At 66.4% G+C, this 16,348-nt stretch carries 6 protein-coding genes; 3 read left to right on the top strand and 3 right to left on the bottom strand.

Annotation, left to right across the window (positions count from 1 at the left end):
* Positions 1 to 8 precede the first annotated feature (8 nt).
* Positions 9 to 431: a DUF4259 domain-containing protein gene (locus ACIRB1_RS35180; protein ID WP_403468309.1), complete on the bottom strand. Its 423-nt coding sequence runs from the start codon at positions 429 to 431 to the stop codon at positions 9 to 11.
* On the opposite strand from ACIRB1_RS35180, the gene ACIRB1_RS35175 reads away from it, so the two are divergent.
* A complete protein-coding gene (locus tag ACIRB1_RS35175; RefSeq protein ID WP_403468308.1) occupies positions 323 to 661 on the top strand; it encodes a hypothetical protein in 339 nt (112 codons plus the stop codon). The two genes, ACIRB1_RS35180 and ACIRB1_RS35175, sit on opposite strands and share 109 nt — an antisense overlap.
* 7 nt (positions 662 to 668) lie before the next feature.
* The gene (locus ACIRB1_RS35170; protein ID WP_403468307.1) at positions 669 to 1,439 is read left to right on the top strand and encodes a transposase; all 771 of its coding nucleotides are present in this window, start codon (positions 669 to 671) and stop codon (positions 1,437 to 1,439) included.
* A gap of 578 nt (positions 1,440 to 2,017) precedes the next feature.
* Here ACIRB1_RS35170 and ACIRB1_RS35165 read toward each other — a convergent pair.
* Positions 2,018 to 2,587, bottom strand: a complete 570-nt coding sequence (locus ACIRB1_RS35165) for a suppressor of fused domain protein (protein WP_403468306.1) — start codon at positions 2,585 to 2,587, stop codon at positions 2,018 to 2,020.
* A 3-nt stretch (positions 2,588 to 2,590) separates the two neighbouring features.
* The gene (locus tag ACIRB1_RS35160) at positions 2,591 to 9,685 is read right to left on the bottom strand and encodes a polymorphic toxin-type HINT domain-containing protein (RefSeq protein ID WP_403468305.1); all 7,095 of its coding nucleotides are present in this window, start codon (positions 9,683 to 9,685) and stop codon (positions 2,591 to 2,593) included.
* Positions 9,686 to 10,116: 431 nt separating this feature from the next.
* Between ACIRB1_RS35160 and ACIRB1_RS35155 the strand changes: the two genes are divergently transcribed.
* Positions 10,117 to 16,257, top strand: coding sequence for a LamG-like jellyroll fold domain-containing protein (locus ACIRB1_RS35155; protein ID WP_403468304.1), 6,141 nt, complete (start codon positions 10,117 to 10,119; stop codon positions 16,255 to 16,257).
* Positions 16,258 to 16,348 lie beyond the last annotated feature (91 nt).

Raw genomic sequence — 16,348 nt, 5'->3', positions numbered from 1 at the left:
CGGGCGGATCACTGGGCTCGGCAGGTAGGGCGGGCGATGTCGTGGCGCCACTTCGAGCCGTTCGCAGCTTCGACCCAAAGTCCGGCGAGTTCAGACCGCTCGGAGGCCACTTGGTCCAGAGCGTGGACGGCGAGCGTTCGAAGGTCTGCGGACAACTCTGGCAGCGGCTCGGACGGACCGTAGTTCGAGCATGTCGGTTCGCCATCTGGGTGCTGAGCCGCGACTGAGAGCTGTCCCGCAAATGGTCGGCGGTGCGGCGGCAACCAGGTGCTGAGCGCATACTCGCGAGACTCCGGCGTGGCAGCTGTGGCAGCCTGCGGGCATGCCAGAGCTGCGCGTTCATGCAGGCCGCCACTACGCCGTCCAGTTCCACAACGCGTTGCCGGACGACGCCTGGTGTGTGGAGCTGAGCGAGGCCGTGTCGGCGCCATCTGCGTGGGCTGAGATTCCCAACGCAGAGACGCACCTGCCCGGAGCTGCCTTCATGGTGGCGGTGATACCCGACGAGGACACGAGCTTGGAGCCGGCCGTCCATATCCACAGCCACGACGAGCACGTCATCCCCTACGAGATCATGCGCTGGTTCATGGAGCAGGTGGCCGAGCAGGTCGAGCGCTGCCGCCTCGCGTTTGAGCGGGGAGCTCCTGAAGCGGTGGAATGATCATGCAGTGACTGGTGTGATCACGGCGTCGGAGCCTTCCTGGATAGCCCCGTTCAGCGGACTGAGCCCGCGACAGTTCGGCAAGTTGATCACGGCGTTACGACGCGAAGGTGCAGACCCCGTGCACAAGGGCCAGCCGTGGAGCCTGCCGTTGGAGGACCGGGTCCTGCTGGTCGCCGCGTACTGGCGCACCAACCTCACGCTGCGGCAACTGGCACCGCTGTTCGGGATATCGAAGTCGGCTGCCGATCGCATCATCGACGACCTCGGGCCCTCGCTTGCGCTTCAGCAGCGCAAGCGGTTCCGCAGGGACACCGTGCTGATCGTGGACGGCACCCTGGTCCCCACCCGCGATCACGCCATCGCCGAGCAGTCGAAAAGGTACCGGTACTCCACCAACCACCAGGTCGTCATTGACGCAGACACCCGACTGGTTGTCGCCGTCGGCAGACCGCTACCCGGCAACCGCAACGACTGCAAGGCATGGGAACTGTCCGGGGCGAAAGCCACCGTCGGCCAGACCACCGTCATCGCGGACGGCGGCTACCGCGGCACTGGCCTGGTCATCCCGCACCGCCGAGAGAAAGACCAGAGCGAACTGCCGCCCCGGAAAGAGGAACACAACGCCTCCCAGTGCAAAGTCCGCGCTCGCGTCGAGCACGCCTTCGCCCGTATGGAGACCTGGAAGATCCTCCGCGACTGCCGCCTGAAAGGCGACGGGGTTCACCACGCCATGCTCGGCATCGCCCGCCTCTACAACCTCACCCTTGCCGGATGACCGGGAGACAACGCTGGTCAATCATCATGACGTAGATCATTAACGGGACAAGGCTTAGCCACAACCAACCAACAGTGGGCGCTGGAGGGGCAAACGGCCCCGGGATATACCTGCGGGTGCGGGAAGCATGCCGCCAAGTAGGGGGACGACGCCATCGGTACCAGGCCGCCCTCGCGGACAACGGACAGCACATTTCGCCCTTCACCGAGTCGATCACCTTGCCGGAACTATCCGCGCGGGCGCCGGGAACGTGCGGACACCCTAGCGCGGGCATCGTGCGTTAGGGATCATCCTCCTGGGCGCGGGGAGCGCAGCCGCCACAGGAGCGCCCCGACGTTCGGCGCGGGACCGTCCCCACCGGCGCGGCCGCCTCTGCCTCCAGAGACGGGCCATCGACCTCCGGGCCACGCCCTCGGCAACCCTGGCCAGCCCACCACTGAACCCGACGACGGCGACGATCCGCCGCTTTGTGCAGCACCCGTCCGCTGACGTTGCCGTCAACTACTGCCGTCAGACACCTCAGCGGCCCCACCAGGGGCAAATACGGTGGGGCCGCTGAGGTGTCTTCATGACTCTATTTACCCCAGGTGAATCTCGCTTCGATTCAGATCCAACAAGTCCGGATCCTGCTCAGCGAGCTTCGACTCAAAGGCGGGCCAACCAGCCTTCGTCACGAACGCAGCCTCGGCCCTTCCAATTGGAACCATCCAGACCATCACCGCCCGCTTTCCGGACTCTAGATCAACAGCCGGAAATGCTTCGTCGTAATAGACCGGAATTGCCGCATAAAAAGCCTCCATGGAACTCTCGGAAGTTACTGACCCCTGGGGTCCAATGACATCTCCTCGCAAAATGGCCTCGCCACGCTCAAGCAAGCCCACGGCGAGCTGGTGAACCAGCGCAGGAAACATCCCCGAAGCAATTTCCGAGCGAACTGAAATTATTAGCTCTTGGTGGATTCCACGACCCGAGGTGCGAGACGCCAGGGCGTATTTACTGAGTCCGATTGTGGCATAGGTCACCACGCCGGAGAGCTCGCCATCCTGGAAGCGTCCAACTTGGAAGGGCATAGGGTTCGACTCGGAGTCGACCGACCAGCCCTCGACCATCCGCCCGAGCCGACTCTCCATGTGCTCAATGAGCTTCACTTGCTAACCAAACCTAGAATCGTCATTTCCACCCCCGCGGTTACAGGGTATGCATTCAAGGCCTGTGCCCTCCTGGTAATTGTCGAGCACTTCCTCACGGGAAACACCAGGATCGAACTGCCGATTAGTCCAGGACGGGTTATGACTCACATCCCAGTCCCGCGTTACATCAGGCGTTCGCGGTGCAACCCGTACCTCCCCAGCGCAGTTCGGCCCTTGTGTCGGGCATAGCCGTCCCGCATTGGGCCCAACTTCCGCATTGTCCCAGGCGCCATCCTCTGTGGCAACACGAAAGCTCCCGCGGCTTGTAGTTTGCCCGGTCTCATTCGTGCCACGCAACATTCCATCGCTATCCAGTTGCCCGGCCTGCAGTCGATGAGGATTCGGAGCAAACCGTCCTGCTCCAGGCTGCCCCGCAGGTATGCGACACAAAGGATCCGTATTGTGAACCAAGATCGGGACGCCGCCCGCCAGGACATAGTACGTGTGGAGTTGCTGAACAGTGAGGTTCCAGCGGTTGGCGGTGCCGGGAGTGGAGCGGGTGGCGATGACGTAAACGTGGTGATCAGTGGCCGTATTGAGAGCATCGCCCTTGTGGAGTTCACCAGCCGAGACCCAGCCGTGGGTGGTGTCGTTCCAGAAGGGGTGGTTGGCGGTGGTGTGGAGAGTGGCGGTGTGTCCGTGCTTGGTGCGGATCGTCAGGTCGAGCAGGTCGTGGTCGTGGTTGATCCACACGTGTTGGACGGTGCGGGCACCTTGGTGTTTGCCGTTGGTGGGGTTTGCGGCTTCTACCTTGTCGCCGGGTTTGATGTGCCCTATGGGTTTGGTTTTGCCGTTGGCCAGGAGAACGGGGGTGGCGGGGGCGAAGCTGCAGCGCGCGGGTTCTGGCGTGGTTCTGGCTTCCGCGGCTTCGGCTTCGGCTTCTTCGCCGGCGCCTCGCGTCGTGGCGAGCAGGAGTATGTCGAAGATCAGCTTTCCGGTGCCTTGGGCGCTTCTGCCGTGGGCGAAGTCGCCGTAGATCTCAGATCCGCGTCCCACCACAGCATTGGCGCCGGCCATAGCGGGATCGATCTGGTACAGCAGGTTCATGCAGTTGTCGCCGCTGGTGAGGCATTTCTTGTCTGATTCGTACTGGAGGTAGGGGGACTCGACCATACCGACGACGGTCTTCTTGCCTTGGTCGACCACCGTGCGGACCACCCCGCCGAGCCAGCCGCCCCAACCCTTCTTGGTGTTGCTGTCAGGGGGTGAGCCGTCGAGGATCTCAGCGGATTTGGTGCCGTCTCCACCGCCCTCAGTCATCTGCAGCATGAGCCCGGTCGGGTCGCTGCCGGTGACCGGGTTGTCGCCCGCGTAGGTGTAGCCGCCCATTTGTTGCGGGCTGGTGGCTGCGAAGACGGGGTCGGCGCTGATGAAGCTTCCGAGGCCAGGGTCGTACTTGCGGGCGCCGACGTCGGTGTAACCGGTGGTGGTGTCCTGCGGTTTGCCGAGGTAGGAGTGGGTGGGGTCGGGCCAGGTGACGGTGTTGGCGCTGCTGCGTTGCTGGCCGTAGGGGGTGTACTGCTGGCGGGCAACCTGTTGGGTGGTGGTGTCCATCGCCAGGGTCGAGGTGCCGTGGGCGTCACCGAAGAGGTACTTACCTCCGCCGCCTGGGAGGCTGGAGTGCATGGCGACGGGAGCGCCTGTCCCTCCGTGGCTGTAGGTGCGGACGGCGCCGAGCAGGGTGTTGGGCGTGACGCTGGTGTTGACGACGATCTCGGTGTCGCCGACGAAGAGCGTGGTCTGTCCGGGGTCGCGGCGGATGAGCTGGCTGCCGTCGGCGTCGTACAGGTACTTGGTGGTCGTGGGGCTGCTGCCGGTGGTGTCCACCTGGGCCAGGTGGCCCTCGTCGTCCCAGGTCAGGGTCTGGCCAGGTCCGGTAGTGGGGGTGCGGGTGTGCAGGTTGCCGTCTTCGTCGTAGCCGAACGCCGTGGGGTTCGTGCCGCCGGTCGTGGCGGTCAGAGTGTGGGGCTGGGCACCGGTGGAGTTGCAGTTCGCGGTGCAACCGTCGGTGTAGGCGGTGGTGGCGGTGCTGCCGCCGGTCCCGATGGCGTGGTCGATGGTCTGACGACGGTTGCCGATGGCGTAGTAGCCGAAGGACTGCCAGTAGGAGCCTGGTGTCGAGGTGACGGTGCTGCTGGTCGGCGGCCTGGCGTTGCAGTTGTCGTTGGCGGTCCAGGCGTCGGTGAGCCGGTCCAGGCCGTCGTAGTTGTAGCACTGCTGGTCGGTGACGGTGTTTCCGGTCTCCGACTGCTGGTCGATGGTGGTGGTGGGATTGCCGGACGCGTCGTAGAAGTATTTGCTGTCATCGACCGTCGGGCCGGGGGCCTGTGTCCGGTCGATCACACGTTCCTTCAGTCGGAGCGTCTGGTCGTCATAGGTGTAGGTGGCCGTTGCCGAGTTGGTCGAGGCCCCCATCGTGACCTGGGACGGCTGACCGAAGTCGTTGTACACGGTCCCGCTGACGTAGGCGAAGGCACTGCTCCCGGAAGCGACCGGGTTGCCCAGTGCGTCACGGTCGTAGGCTATGAGTTCACTGGTGAGGCCCTGGGTGCGCGGGTCGCTCTGCGTGGCGAGCAACTGGTCGCGGGTCGTGTACGTGTAGGTCGTGGTGTACGTCGAGGGCAGCGGTGCCTCGGACGCCGGCAAGGTGACCTTGGTGCCGGTCGGCTTGCCGAGCGTGGTGTAGCCGGTGGCGGCGATCGTGTAGCCGCCGGTGGTGCCCTGGACGTAGCGGGTGGACGAGGTCAGCATGCCGATGCGCAAGGTGTCGTAGGTCCAGGAGGCGAACTGGAAGTTGGACTTGGCCTTGTCGGTGGCGGTGAGCTTGCGGCCCAGGAGGTCGTAGGTGTAGTCGAGTTCGACCTGTTTGGCGTCGGTGGTGGAGAGCAGGTTGCCGGCGTCGTCGTAGTGGTAGCTGCTCCCGCCCGTGTCCGGGTCGGTCTGTGACTCCTTGCGGCCCAGCAGGTCGTAGTTGAACGTCCACACCGACTTGTCGGGGCCGGTGACCTGGTGCTGCTGGCCCGCGGCCGTGTAGGTGTAGGTGGTGGCGGAGGTGGTGCCGCCGGTGGCGGTGAAGCCGGTGGCCGCGGTCCCGGACAGGGTGGGGGGCGCGGTGTACTGGTCGAGTTCGGTGGTCTGGCCGCGAGCGTTGACAACCGTGGTGGAGGCCACCCCTCCCTTCGGCGGGAGAACAACGGTCCTGTCCCCGGTGTAGGCGGTGGTCGTGGTCCAGGTCATGAGCCCGGCGTGTTCCTCGGTGACCAGGTCGGCCCGGCCCTGTCCGTCGTAGTCGGTGACGGTGGTGTCGGGGATGGAGACCTGTGACACGGGGATCAGGCTGCTGCGGGGGCTGCCCGAGACGCTGTAGTTGTTGTTGGTGGCGACCGTCCAGCCGTGGGAGTCGTACTGGGTGTCCGTGACCGCGGTGCTGGAATTCTCCCCGGTCTTCTGGACCTGCAGGGGCCGCAGCATCGCGTCGAACAGCGTCTCGCTGGTCTGGTAACTGCCGTTTTCGAGCAGGCTGTTGGTGGCGACGATCGACGGTGCCGTCTGGGAGATGGTGTAGGTGTAGGTCGTGCTCGCCGGCGCGCTGTTGGCTTTGTTCGCGTTGGGCAGCCACACCCCGGTCAGGCGGCCGAATGCGTCGTACGTGAGTGAGGTGAGCCTGCCGGCTGCATCGGTCTTGGCCGTGGGCAGACCCCGGGCCGGGTCCAGGGTGCTGGTCGCGAGCTGGCAGTCCTTGGACGAGACGGTGACGGTGGAGCAGTCCATGCCGGGTGTGACCTGGGTGACGGTCGTCGTGCTGCTGGGCAGTTCGCCGCTGGAGGGTGTGTAGGTGGTGAAGACGCTCTGGGCGAGGCTCTTGCTGTCCAGTGAGGTGGAGTTGGGTGTCCGGGTGGCTTTGGTCGGGCGTCCGTAGGAGTCGTACTTGGTTGCAGTCTGGTCGACGAAGGTGGTGGCGGTGGCGCCGCTGGCGGCGGACGCTGTCTGGACGAGGGTGGCGTCTCCGGTCGTGGGGAGGGTGGGGTTCGTCTGGCCGTCATAGGCGAATTGGTTGTTGTCGTAGGACGTGCGAGTGTCGGAGATCAGGGTGCCGCTGGGGGTGGCGCCCGCGGTCGTGCAGTCCTGTGCCGTGGTGATGGCCTCGGCGGCCACCACCAGGGTGTCGACGCTGCCCGTGAGGTAGCGGTTGTAGGTGCATTTGGCGACGTTGTCACTGGCCGCGGTCTCACCGCGGTCGTCGACCTGCACCGCCATGCCCGTGGTCGACTTGCCCAGAGCTGTGTTGTAGAAGGTGTCCGTCTCGGTCTTGCGCCAACCGTAGGAGACGGCCTGACGGGTCAGCGTCTTGGCGGGCCGCGCCATCTGTGCCGTCAGGTCCGGCAGTCCGCTGCGGCTCCGGCTGGCCGTGGGACCGATGATCGTGGGTACGGTGACCACGGCTTTGTCCAGGCTGCCCGTGGCGCTGGTGTAGGTGTCGGTCTCGAAGGTCTGCCCCGCCAGGGCGTTGTCATCGGCGACGGAGGTGGCGCCGTCCTGGCTGGTCAGTGCCGGAACCGAGCGGGTCTTGCCGCCGGGCAGGGTGTCGCCGTTCATGCCCAGGAAGTAGTAGGTCTTCGTGAGCGTCTTCTGGTCGTGGACCGCGACGCCATTCGTGTTGTGGAAGACGGTGGGGTCGCCGGTGGTGACGTCGACTTCGGGATAGCCCCGGAACTGGCCCCAGGTGCGGTTCTTGGCCTTGACGGTCTCGTTGTCGTCGTAGTGCCAGCCCGGGCTGCCCTTGTAGGTGTAGTCCGTCTCCAGCTTGGGCTGGGTGCCGTCCTGGTAGGAGTTGTTCGGGTCCTCGGTGAGGACCGACGTCACCTTGTACTTGTAGAACCAGTCCATCCAGGGCGCGGGCTGCCCGTCGGGAGTCCAGTACACCGGGAAGCAGGACAGCGTGTTGGTGGAGGCGAAGGTCTTGGCTGCTGCGTCGGTCGGGTCGTTGGGGTCGCTCGCCGGTGCTTTGGTGCAGTCGGGGCGGTCGTAGGTGATCGTCGTCTGCGCGCCGGACTCGTTGGTGACCGTCTGGATCCGGTCGTGGTACATGAGTGGCATCTGCGGGATCGTGCCGACCCGGTTGGCCAGTTGCAGCGGCGGGTCAAAACTCACCGCCGGGGTGGACATGCTGCCTGTCGCACCGCCGAGGGTGTCCAGGCCGGTGCGCTTGATGGAGTCCAGCCACAAGGTGGGGGCGTGGTCACCGCCGTCAGGGAAGGACTGAGTGAAGGTGTACCTGTCGACCTGTTTGGTCGCGCCGCCCGACTGGATCTGCGTGGTGATCGACGTCAGGCGCTTGCGGGACCAGAAGCTCGGGCCGTGGTTGGTGCAGCTAGACCCCGACGCGCAGTTGAGGTCCACCGGCACGTCCGGCCAGTACGCGGCGTTGGCGGTCGTGAACTGGCTGTCGGCGCAGGTGTTGCCGGACGGTGTGCCGGCGATGCAGCGCTCGGCGGTCGCGTCGAACAGGACCTGCTCCGGCGCGGTGCCCGAGTAGATCGTCGAGGCGGTCATGCCGTAGTCCACGCGGGAGAGAGTTCCGCCGCGGGTGTACGGCACGGCGGTGTTCTTCATGTCCGCGCCGTAGTAACCCGTTTCCGGCGAGTAGTACCAGGCAGTGGCGTTGCTGTGGGTGTCGACGACGTAGTCGAGGTTGAAGCGGTAGCCGAGTGTGCAGGAGGTGGCGGCGAAATCGGTGCTGTCCGGGCAGTCGGACACTCCGCTGTGCGCGTGGTAGACCGGTTCGGTCCACACGGACTTCGTCTCGTCCTTGCCGCTGGTCCAGCCCGGCAGGCGGTTGCGGCCGAAGAAGTACTGCACTCCTCCTTCGGTGACCTTGAAGTACTCCCCGTTCGCCGTGCCGTTCGTGGCGCCGGTCAGGTCTTCGATCTTGATGGTGGAGCTGTCGTCGACAGGGTGGAACGTCTTGGCCGAGTCGTCGTAGACGACGTCGGTGGACGTGCCGTTCAGGGAGAGGGTGAGGATCTGCCCGGCCCAGCACTGGTCGCCGTCCTTGTCCGGGGCCCTCGACGTTGAGTCGTCTCCGCAGGACTTGTACGTGCGCTCGACGTAGTTCTCGGCCGAGGTCCAGCCGTCGCCCAGCCACGAGGACTGGTTATTGGTCCCCTCCGTGCGCGCGTCCTGGCTGGCGGAGCTGTAGGAGAGATCGACGTTCGGGACCGTTCCTCCGATCGCCGCCGGCACGGAGATCGGGTAGCTGTAGGTGAACGCTCCCGTGTTCCCCGAGGTCGACCAGGATCCACCTGGCGACAGGCTGGTCGCCGAGTAGTCACCCGACGAACCCGAGGTGCCCGAGGTCGCCGCCATGACCACCAGCGCACCGGAGGACGCCGTCGCCGAGTCGGCGGCATGGGCGGTCTCGGTACTCGGGGCGGTCATGCTGACCTGCGCGGACAACGGAGTTCCGGGGGCGGTGCGCACGACACTCTGGGCCTGGCACTTGGTCAATGTCGGCGTGGTCAGGGCGCAGGCGGGCAGTTGGACCAGATGCAGACGCGAGGCGAAGTCACCGCCGAAGGCGTTGCGGAACGAGGAGTCGTCGACCCGCAGGGCGACCTTCCCCCCGCCGGAGCTGGTGCGTTGGAGGGTGAAGAGCACGCCGTGGACGCCGGCCGCTTGCGTGGCCTTCTGATCCAGAACGCTCACCCGCACGCGCTGCGACCCGGTGACGGCGCTCGCCTTGGCCCCTGCTCCTGCGACATCACTCAGCAGGACGGGGGTGCCGTTGGCCCGTACCTCGGTCGCCTTGGCGCTCAGCCGTGTCGAGGCGGCGACCGGCAGGGTGACCACCGCGCTGCCCGGCGCGGGGAGCTTCGCATGCCCGCTGGGATCGAAGTGCTTGAAACTCTTCGACGCGGAGCCCCACTTGGGCCGGGAATGGGTCAGCGGGACCCGCTTGGTGTGTGGAGCGGCGGGAATCGACACATGCCGCTGTGTCGCTGAAGCCGCTGTGGCCACGCCGGCGGGCAGCAACCCCACCACCAAGGCACCGGCCATCACGCCGGCCGTACGCCGAATCCGCCGGGCGGCCCAGGCCGCCCGTCCGCGTCTCCACCCCGAAATCCGCGCCATGCTGTGCGTCCCCTCCCCGATCCCAAACTGCTCAAGTCCCCCTGGGTCAGGGCAGTTTGAGAGAACGTCAGAACGGAGGCACACGTCGGTCAAGCCCCCCGCGAAGGATCACGCTAAGCCAGAGGCCGACCGTGAAGGCAAAGCGTTCTCCGAGGAAAAGCAAAGGAACCGCACAGACTCAAACGCATTCTGACCTGCATGCGTCAATAACGGACTACACATGGTCACATGTCGACCAATTGTCGATGGACCGGGCTCACACCAGCCGCACAGAATGCACACGGCGCGGGGCCCACGGGGGGAACCGCCTGACCCCGCGAAGGACCACAACCTCGATGCCCTCCTCTCGCACACTCATGCGCGCGTCCAGACGCCCCGCGTCAAGACCGATCGCCGCCGCCATCATCACGGCTCTGGCGGCGAGTTCACTCGCCGCCACCACACCCGCTCACGCACTGCCCAGCTCACCGGCCACACCGCAGAGCAACGACTCCCCGTCCGCCGCCAGGCGTCTCAACCCCACGGAGTCGGCGTCCGCGCAGGCGAAAGCAACGGGCCAGCCGGTGACCGTCGACCAACTCACCGACACCAGCACGGAGGTGGTGGCCAACCCGGACGGGACCTTCACCTGGACCGACTCCTCGATGCCGCAGCGCGTGCAGCAGCAGGGCAAATGGGTCCCCGTCAACACGACTCTGGTGCAACAGACGGATGGAACCTGGGCCCCCAAGGCCGCCGTGACACGGGTGGCCTTCTCCGACGGTGGCTCCGGCGCCCTGGTCACAATGCGCAGCGGGGGCGACAAGCTGGGCTTCTCCTGGCCGGGCGCGCTGCCCAAGCCGGTGGTCGCCAAGGACACCGCCACGTACCCCGAGGTGCTGCCCGGAGTCGACCTCCAATTGACCGCGGACGCCTCCGGCTACTCCTCGATCCTGGTGGTCAAGACCGCCAAGGCCGCCGCCGACCCGCGTCTGCGGAGCCTCACCCTCAACACCGCCTCGACCAACGTCAAGTTGGCCGCCACCTCCAACGGGGGCGCCCAGGCGACCGACAAGCGCACCGGTAAGACGGTGTTCCACAGCGACACCGCCCTGATGTGGGACAGCACGGGCCAGAAACCCGCCAGTGTTCCCCTCGCCCGGACGGCAACCGTCTCGGCGGCCCGCGCCGAGCACACCGCGGCGGCCAGGGTCGGCAAACACCGCGCCCAGGTCCATGTGACCCTCAAGAGCGGCAAGCAACTGCTGGGCCTGGACCGGTCCCTGCTCACCGACAAAAGCACCACCTACCCGGTCTATGTGGACCCGGAGTGGAGCGGCAGACCCTCCCAACTCGACTGGGCCCGCATCTCCGACAACGGATGGAACGTCTACAACTCGACATCCACCACCGGTGCGACCAACGCCCGGGAAGGCTGGGACAACAGCACCCCCGGCAACGGTGAACGCGCCCGCACCTACTACCAGATCAACACAGGCGGCATCAAAGGCGCCGTGGTCAGCCACGCCTCCCTGTACGTGAAGCAGCTCTCCGCCGCTTCCTGCGCCGACACCCCGGCCGCCGTCTACGGCACCGACCGCCCCGCCGGCTGGGGATCGTCCTCGCTGTACTGGGGCCACGAGCCCGGAGGACGCACCGGTGCGCTCGGCACCAACCCCACGAGCCACGAGGCCGGCACCTGTCCGGTCACCGACGGCTCCAACTCCCATGTCAGCCCGCCGTCGTTGGAGTTCGACGTGACCTCCCGCGCGCAGAGCGCGGCGGCCGGCGGCTGGAGCAGCATGACGCTGATGGTTCAGTCGCCCGACATGAATGACGCCTCCCAGTGGAAGCAGCTCGCCTACGGCGGCGGCGCCACCATGTCGGTCACCTACAGCTACCGCCCGAAGCTCAAGAACGGCACGGGGACGCCCGCGATCAAGCCGTCGATCGTGAGCTCGGGCAAGACGATGACCACCACACACACCCCGACGCTGTCCGCCCGCGCGGTCGACCCCGACCTGGCGGGCGGCAGCGAACTGCTCCGCGTCGACTACCAGGTCTTCAACTCCTCGGGCACCATGATCCACCAGGGCTACGGCCCCAACCTGGACTCCAAGAAGCGCGCACGCTACAACACCAACGGCAGCGACTGGACGACACCGAGCCTGCCGGACGGCACCTACACCTGGAAGGCCACAGCCCAGAACGCGGCGGGCTACTGGGCCGGCACCGGCTCGGGCCTGTGGACCAAGACGCAGACCTTCACCGTGGACACCAGCGCGCCACCCGCGCCCACGGTGACCTCCAGCCAGTTCCCGGCCAAGCAGATCGGCGCGGCCTTCGGCGACCAGGGCACGTTCGTCCTGAGCAACAACCACACCAACAACGTCACCGGCTACCTGTTCGCCCTGGACGCCACACTCAGCAGCACGGTGTACACCAGCAGCGGCGTCATCCGCCTTACGGCCGGGACCAAGATCACAAAGGGCCAGATCTACTACGCCACGGCCGACAACGGGCCCGGCACCGGAACGTCGGCAATCAACGGCAGCGCCTCCCCCGCGTTCGCGCCGGGCTCACCCGGACCCCACACCCTCTACGCCAAAGCTGTGGACCAGGCTGGATCGACGTCCATCTCCCAAACGGCCTACGCGTTCTACGCCGGGACAAGCGCGCCGACGTACGCCTACGGCGACAAGATGATCAGCGGCTGGACCGCGACCAACACGGACAACACCACCACCGTCGTACCGAAGGCCACAACCACCAGCACCGGCGGCCAAGTGGTGAGCCAACCCGCCCACAGCGGCTACGCGTTCGCCGACGGGTATCAGGCCATGCTCGGCGACAAGAGCACCACATCGAAGGTCCTCAGCGGGGACAGCGCCACCTTCAGCTTCGACATCCCCAAGGCCGGTCCCTGGGGATTCGGCGCCAATCTCACCAAGGCCAAGGACTACGGCATCTACCGCCTGGTCCTGGACGCGGGCACAAGCACCCAGTCCACTCTCATCAGCGGATTCGACGCCTACAACGCGTACACCACCACCCAGTTCCTCAACCTGGGCATCCCCAAGGACGCCAACGGACAACTGCTCACTCTGAAGCAGGGGGTGCACACTCTGACCCTCACGGTCAGCGGCAAGAACCCCGGCTCAACGGGCTACCAGGCCGGCGTCGACGTACTGCGTCTCGCACCGGCGCTGACCTGCGCGATCAACGCCACCAGCAGCTGCCTGAACAACACCGCCACCAGCACCTTCACCACCACAACCAGTACAGCCGACGCCGACGGCTCCGGCGACAGCATCAACTCCGCCGATCTGACCAACACTTCGGGCTGGCAGAGCGGCAAGACGGTGACCGTGAACGGCGCGACGGTCACACTGCCGAAGTTCGGCACCGGCACCTACGACAACATGCTCGCTTCCGGCCAGACCGTCACCCTGCCGGGCAGCGGCGCGGTGAACACCGGCGACGCCGTGGTCTTCCTCGCCTTCGCCACCGGCGGAGCCGCCAAGGGCGCGGTCGGCACCATCACCTACGCCAAGAACAACTGCCTTGACCCCAATGGCGACCCCTACGACCAGGGCTATCGGCTGGACACTGTACCGGACTGGCTCTCCGGCCCGGCCTCGGCGGCCTCGCTCACCCTGGTCCACGAGAACCACAGCAACAACACCCAGACCAGCCCGAGTTCAGGCCCCAAGGTCTACGCGATCAGCGTCCCCCTGCAGTGCCCTGGCTCGGTCATCAGCAGCATCTCCCTGCCCCTTTTCACCAACGGTGTCCAAGCCGGTCAGCCGAGCCTGCACATCCTCGGAGTAGGTGTACGGCCCATGGCGGTCACCGGAAGCGGGTCAAGTGCCCAGCACTGGGTCGGTACCTGGTCCTCCGTCCAGGACACCGCCAAGGTGCAGCTCTCCAGCGGTGGCAACGCGACCGTCAACGGCCAGACGCTCCGCATCCCTGCCCATGTCAGCGTCGGCACCGATGACGGCAACGGAGTGCGCATCCACCTTTCCAATGCCATGGGCACCACGCCGGTGACCTTCGACGCGGCCTCCGTCGCCCCGCAGGACATCACCGCAGGCGGCGCCACCGCGGGGGCAACCCCGACGACCCTGACGTTCGGCGACCCCGCGTCCCCTTCCACCTCCGTCACGATCCCGGCAGGCGGCGACGTCACCAGCAACCCGGTGACCCTGACCGTCGCACAGCAGGCGACTCTCCTGGTCAGCCTGCAGATTCACGGGTCCGCTTCCGCCATGCCCGGCCACGGCGCGGCCCAGACTCCCGTCTGGGTCAGCGACCCAGCCAACCGCTCCGGTGACAGCGCCGCCACCAACTACACACAGACCACCTACACCGGTCTGCCCTACCTCGCCGGCATCGACGTCACCACCCCCACCACCGCTCCAACCGGCTCGCTGGTCCTCTACGGCGACCAGAGCGTCAACGGCGACACCGCGAGCGGCGACGGCCGACACCACCTCAGCGACGCCTTCACGGACGCCCTGGTCAACGACTCCGTCGGGGACAACTCCGTGGACTACGGCGTGCTCAACGCAGGCACCAACAGCTCCAGCCTGAGCAACAACCTGCTGCCGCAGATCACCGGCGCTACTTCCCCGACCAATGCGCTCAACCCCACGGACCGCAACGTACTGACCCAGAGCAACGTGCGCACCGTCCTCGTCTCCACCGGCGCCACCGACCTGCTCAACTGCACCGGCGACGCCAACACCTGCGCATCGAACGTGGAGAACGAACTGGTCTCGCTCAACAGCCAATTGAGCTCGTACTACACGGATGACAGCCAGTCCTACGACGCCTCAGGCAACGCGATCACGCAGAACGCCACCATCAACGTCTACCTCGCCACCATCCCGCCGTTCACCGCCGCCCATCCAGGAACGGCAACCCAGGAGGCCGCACGCGAGCAGCTGAACAGCGACCTGATCAACAACTACTCAGGCCAGGTCATCGACTTCGCCTCAGCGGTCTCCACGGACGGCACCACCACCTCCTCCACCGTCAAAGCAGCCGACCTGTCCAACGGCAACCCGGCCAACGCCTACTACGCAGACCTGGCGGCCCTGTACGTCACCGACACCGACACCGACGCCTTCACCTTCGCGCCGAACCTGGTCGTCCCGCTCGCCACGGGCAGCGACACTCCCGAGGACGATTGGCAACTCGACACGGACGGCACCGACAGCCAGGGAGACAACCCGTTCACCGCTGTCGGCGGCGCGACGCTCGGCGCCGAAGGCCCCGATGCGGTCAACGCCGGTTCCGGCTCAGCCTCCTTCGACGGCAGCACCGGCTTCCTGGAGAGCGACCACACCGCCGTCAACACCCTCGGCGACTACACCGTCTCTGCCTGGGTGAAGATCAACTCGGCTACCAGCGCCACCGCCATCTGCCAGGGCACAAGCGAGCACCAGGCGTTCTACCTCGGCTACGACAGCGGCAACAAGGGCTGGATGTTCCAGACCACCACCACGGACGACGCCACCGCCGACTTCCCCACCGCGGAAGGCGACACCAACACCGGCGCCGTCGGCACCTGGGCCCATCTCCTGGTCACCTACACGGCGCCGGTCGACGGCGACTCCAACACCGGCGTGATGTCGATCTACCAGAACGGCAGCCTGATGGGCACGGCCGCCAACCTCACCCCTCAATACGACTCCTCCATGCCCCTGACCATCGGCGGCTGCCTCAACAGCGTCGATACGACCACGCCGTACTCGGCCTTCCCCGGCTCCGTGGCCGACGTCCACGTCTACCCGTTCGCGATGGAACCGGGCCAGGCGAGCGCCACCAGCGTGATCGTGCCGACGGGCTGGGAGAACGGCATGCCCGAAGACGAATGGAAGCTCGCCGCCAACGGCAGTGACACCGCCGCCCTCAACCCGTTCACCGCCTCCGGCAGCGCCACCTTCGGCACCGACGCACCGAGCGGGGCGGCCGGCAGCGTCGCCTTCGACGGCAGCACCGGATTCCTCAAGAGCAAGCAGAGCGCCGTCAACACGCTCGGCGACTACACCATCTCGACCTGGGTGAAGATCAATTCAGCCCTCGGCACCACCGCCGTCTGCCAGGGCACGACCCAACACCAGGCCTTCTACCTCTCGTACGACAAGGCAAGCAGCGCCTGGATGTTCCAGACGACCACCACCAACGACGAGAACGCCGACTTCCCCACCGCGGAGGGAGACAACAACTCCGCCCCTATCGGCACCTGGACCCACCTCGTCGCCGCCTTCCGCGCACCGGTCGCCGGAAGCTCCAACACCGGCAACATGGCCCTCTACCAAAACGGCACCCTGGTGGGCACAGCCACCAACCTCAGCCCCCAGTACGACTCTTCGATGCCCTTGACCGTCGGCGGCTGCGTCAACAGCGCCTCCGCCGCGACTCCATACCTGGCCTTCCCGGGCTCCGTGGCCGACGTCCACGTCTATCCGCGGACCCTGTCGGCAAGTGAGGTCGCCGCACTGCACTGACCCACCGGGTCACCGTGAGCCCCGCCGCACCCACCAGAAGCGGCGGGGCTCACCCTCGTAACCGCCCAAAGCTCGTCCTTGACGGCTTCGC

The organism is Streptomyces sp. NPDC096013 (assembly GCF_044763565.1).
In the GTDB taxonomy this organism is placed as follows: domain Bacteria; phylum Actinomycetota; class Actinomycetes; order Streptomycetales; family Streptomycetaceae; genus Streptomyces.
This window is presented reverse-complemented; position numbering and strand designations above follow the sequence as displayed.

Excerpts from the sequence above, each read along its gene's own strand:
- ACIRB1_RS35180 (WP_403468309.1), bottom strand. The coding sequence starts at position 431 with ATGGCGCCGACACGGCCTCGCTCAGCTCCACACACCAGGCGTCGTCCG.
- ACIRB1_RS35155 (WP_403468304.1), top strand. The coding sequence starts at position 10,117 with ATGCGCGCGTCCAGACGCCCCGCGTCAAGACCGATCGCCGCCGCCATC.
- ACIRB1_RS35160 (WP_403468305.1), bottom strand. The coding sequence starts at position 9,685 with ATGGCCGGTGCCTTGGTGGTGGGGTTGCTGCCCGCCGGCGTGGCCACA.
- ACIRB1_RS35175 (WP_403468308.1), top strand. The coding sequence starts at position 323 with ATGCCAGAGCTGCGCGTTCATGCAGGCCGCCACTACGCCGTCCAGTTC.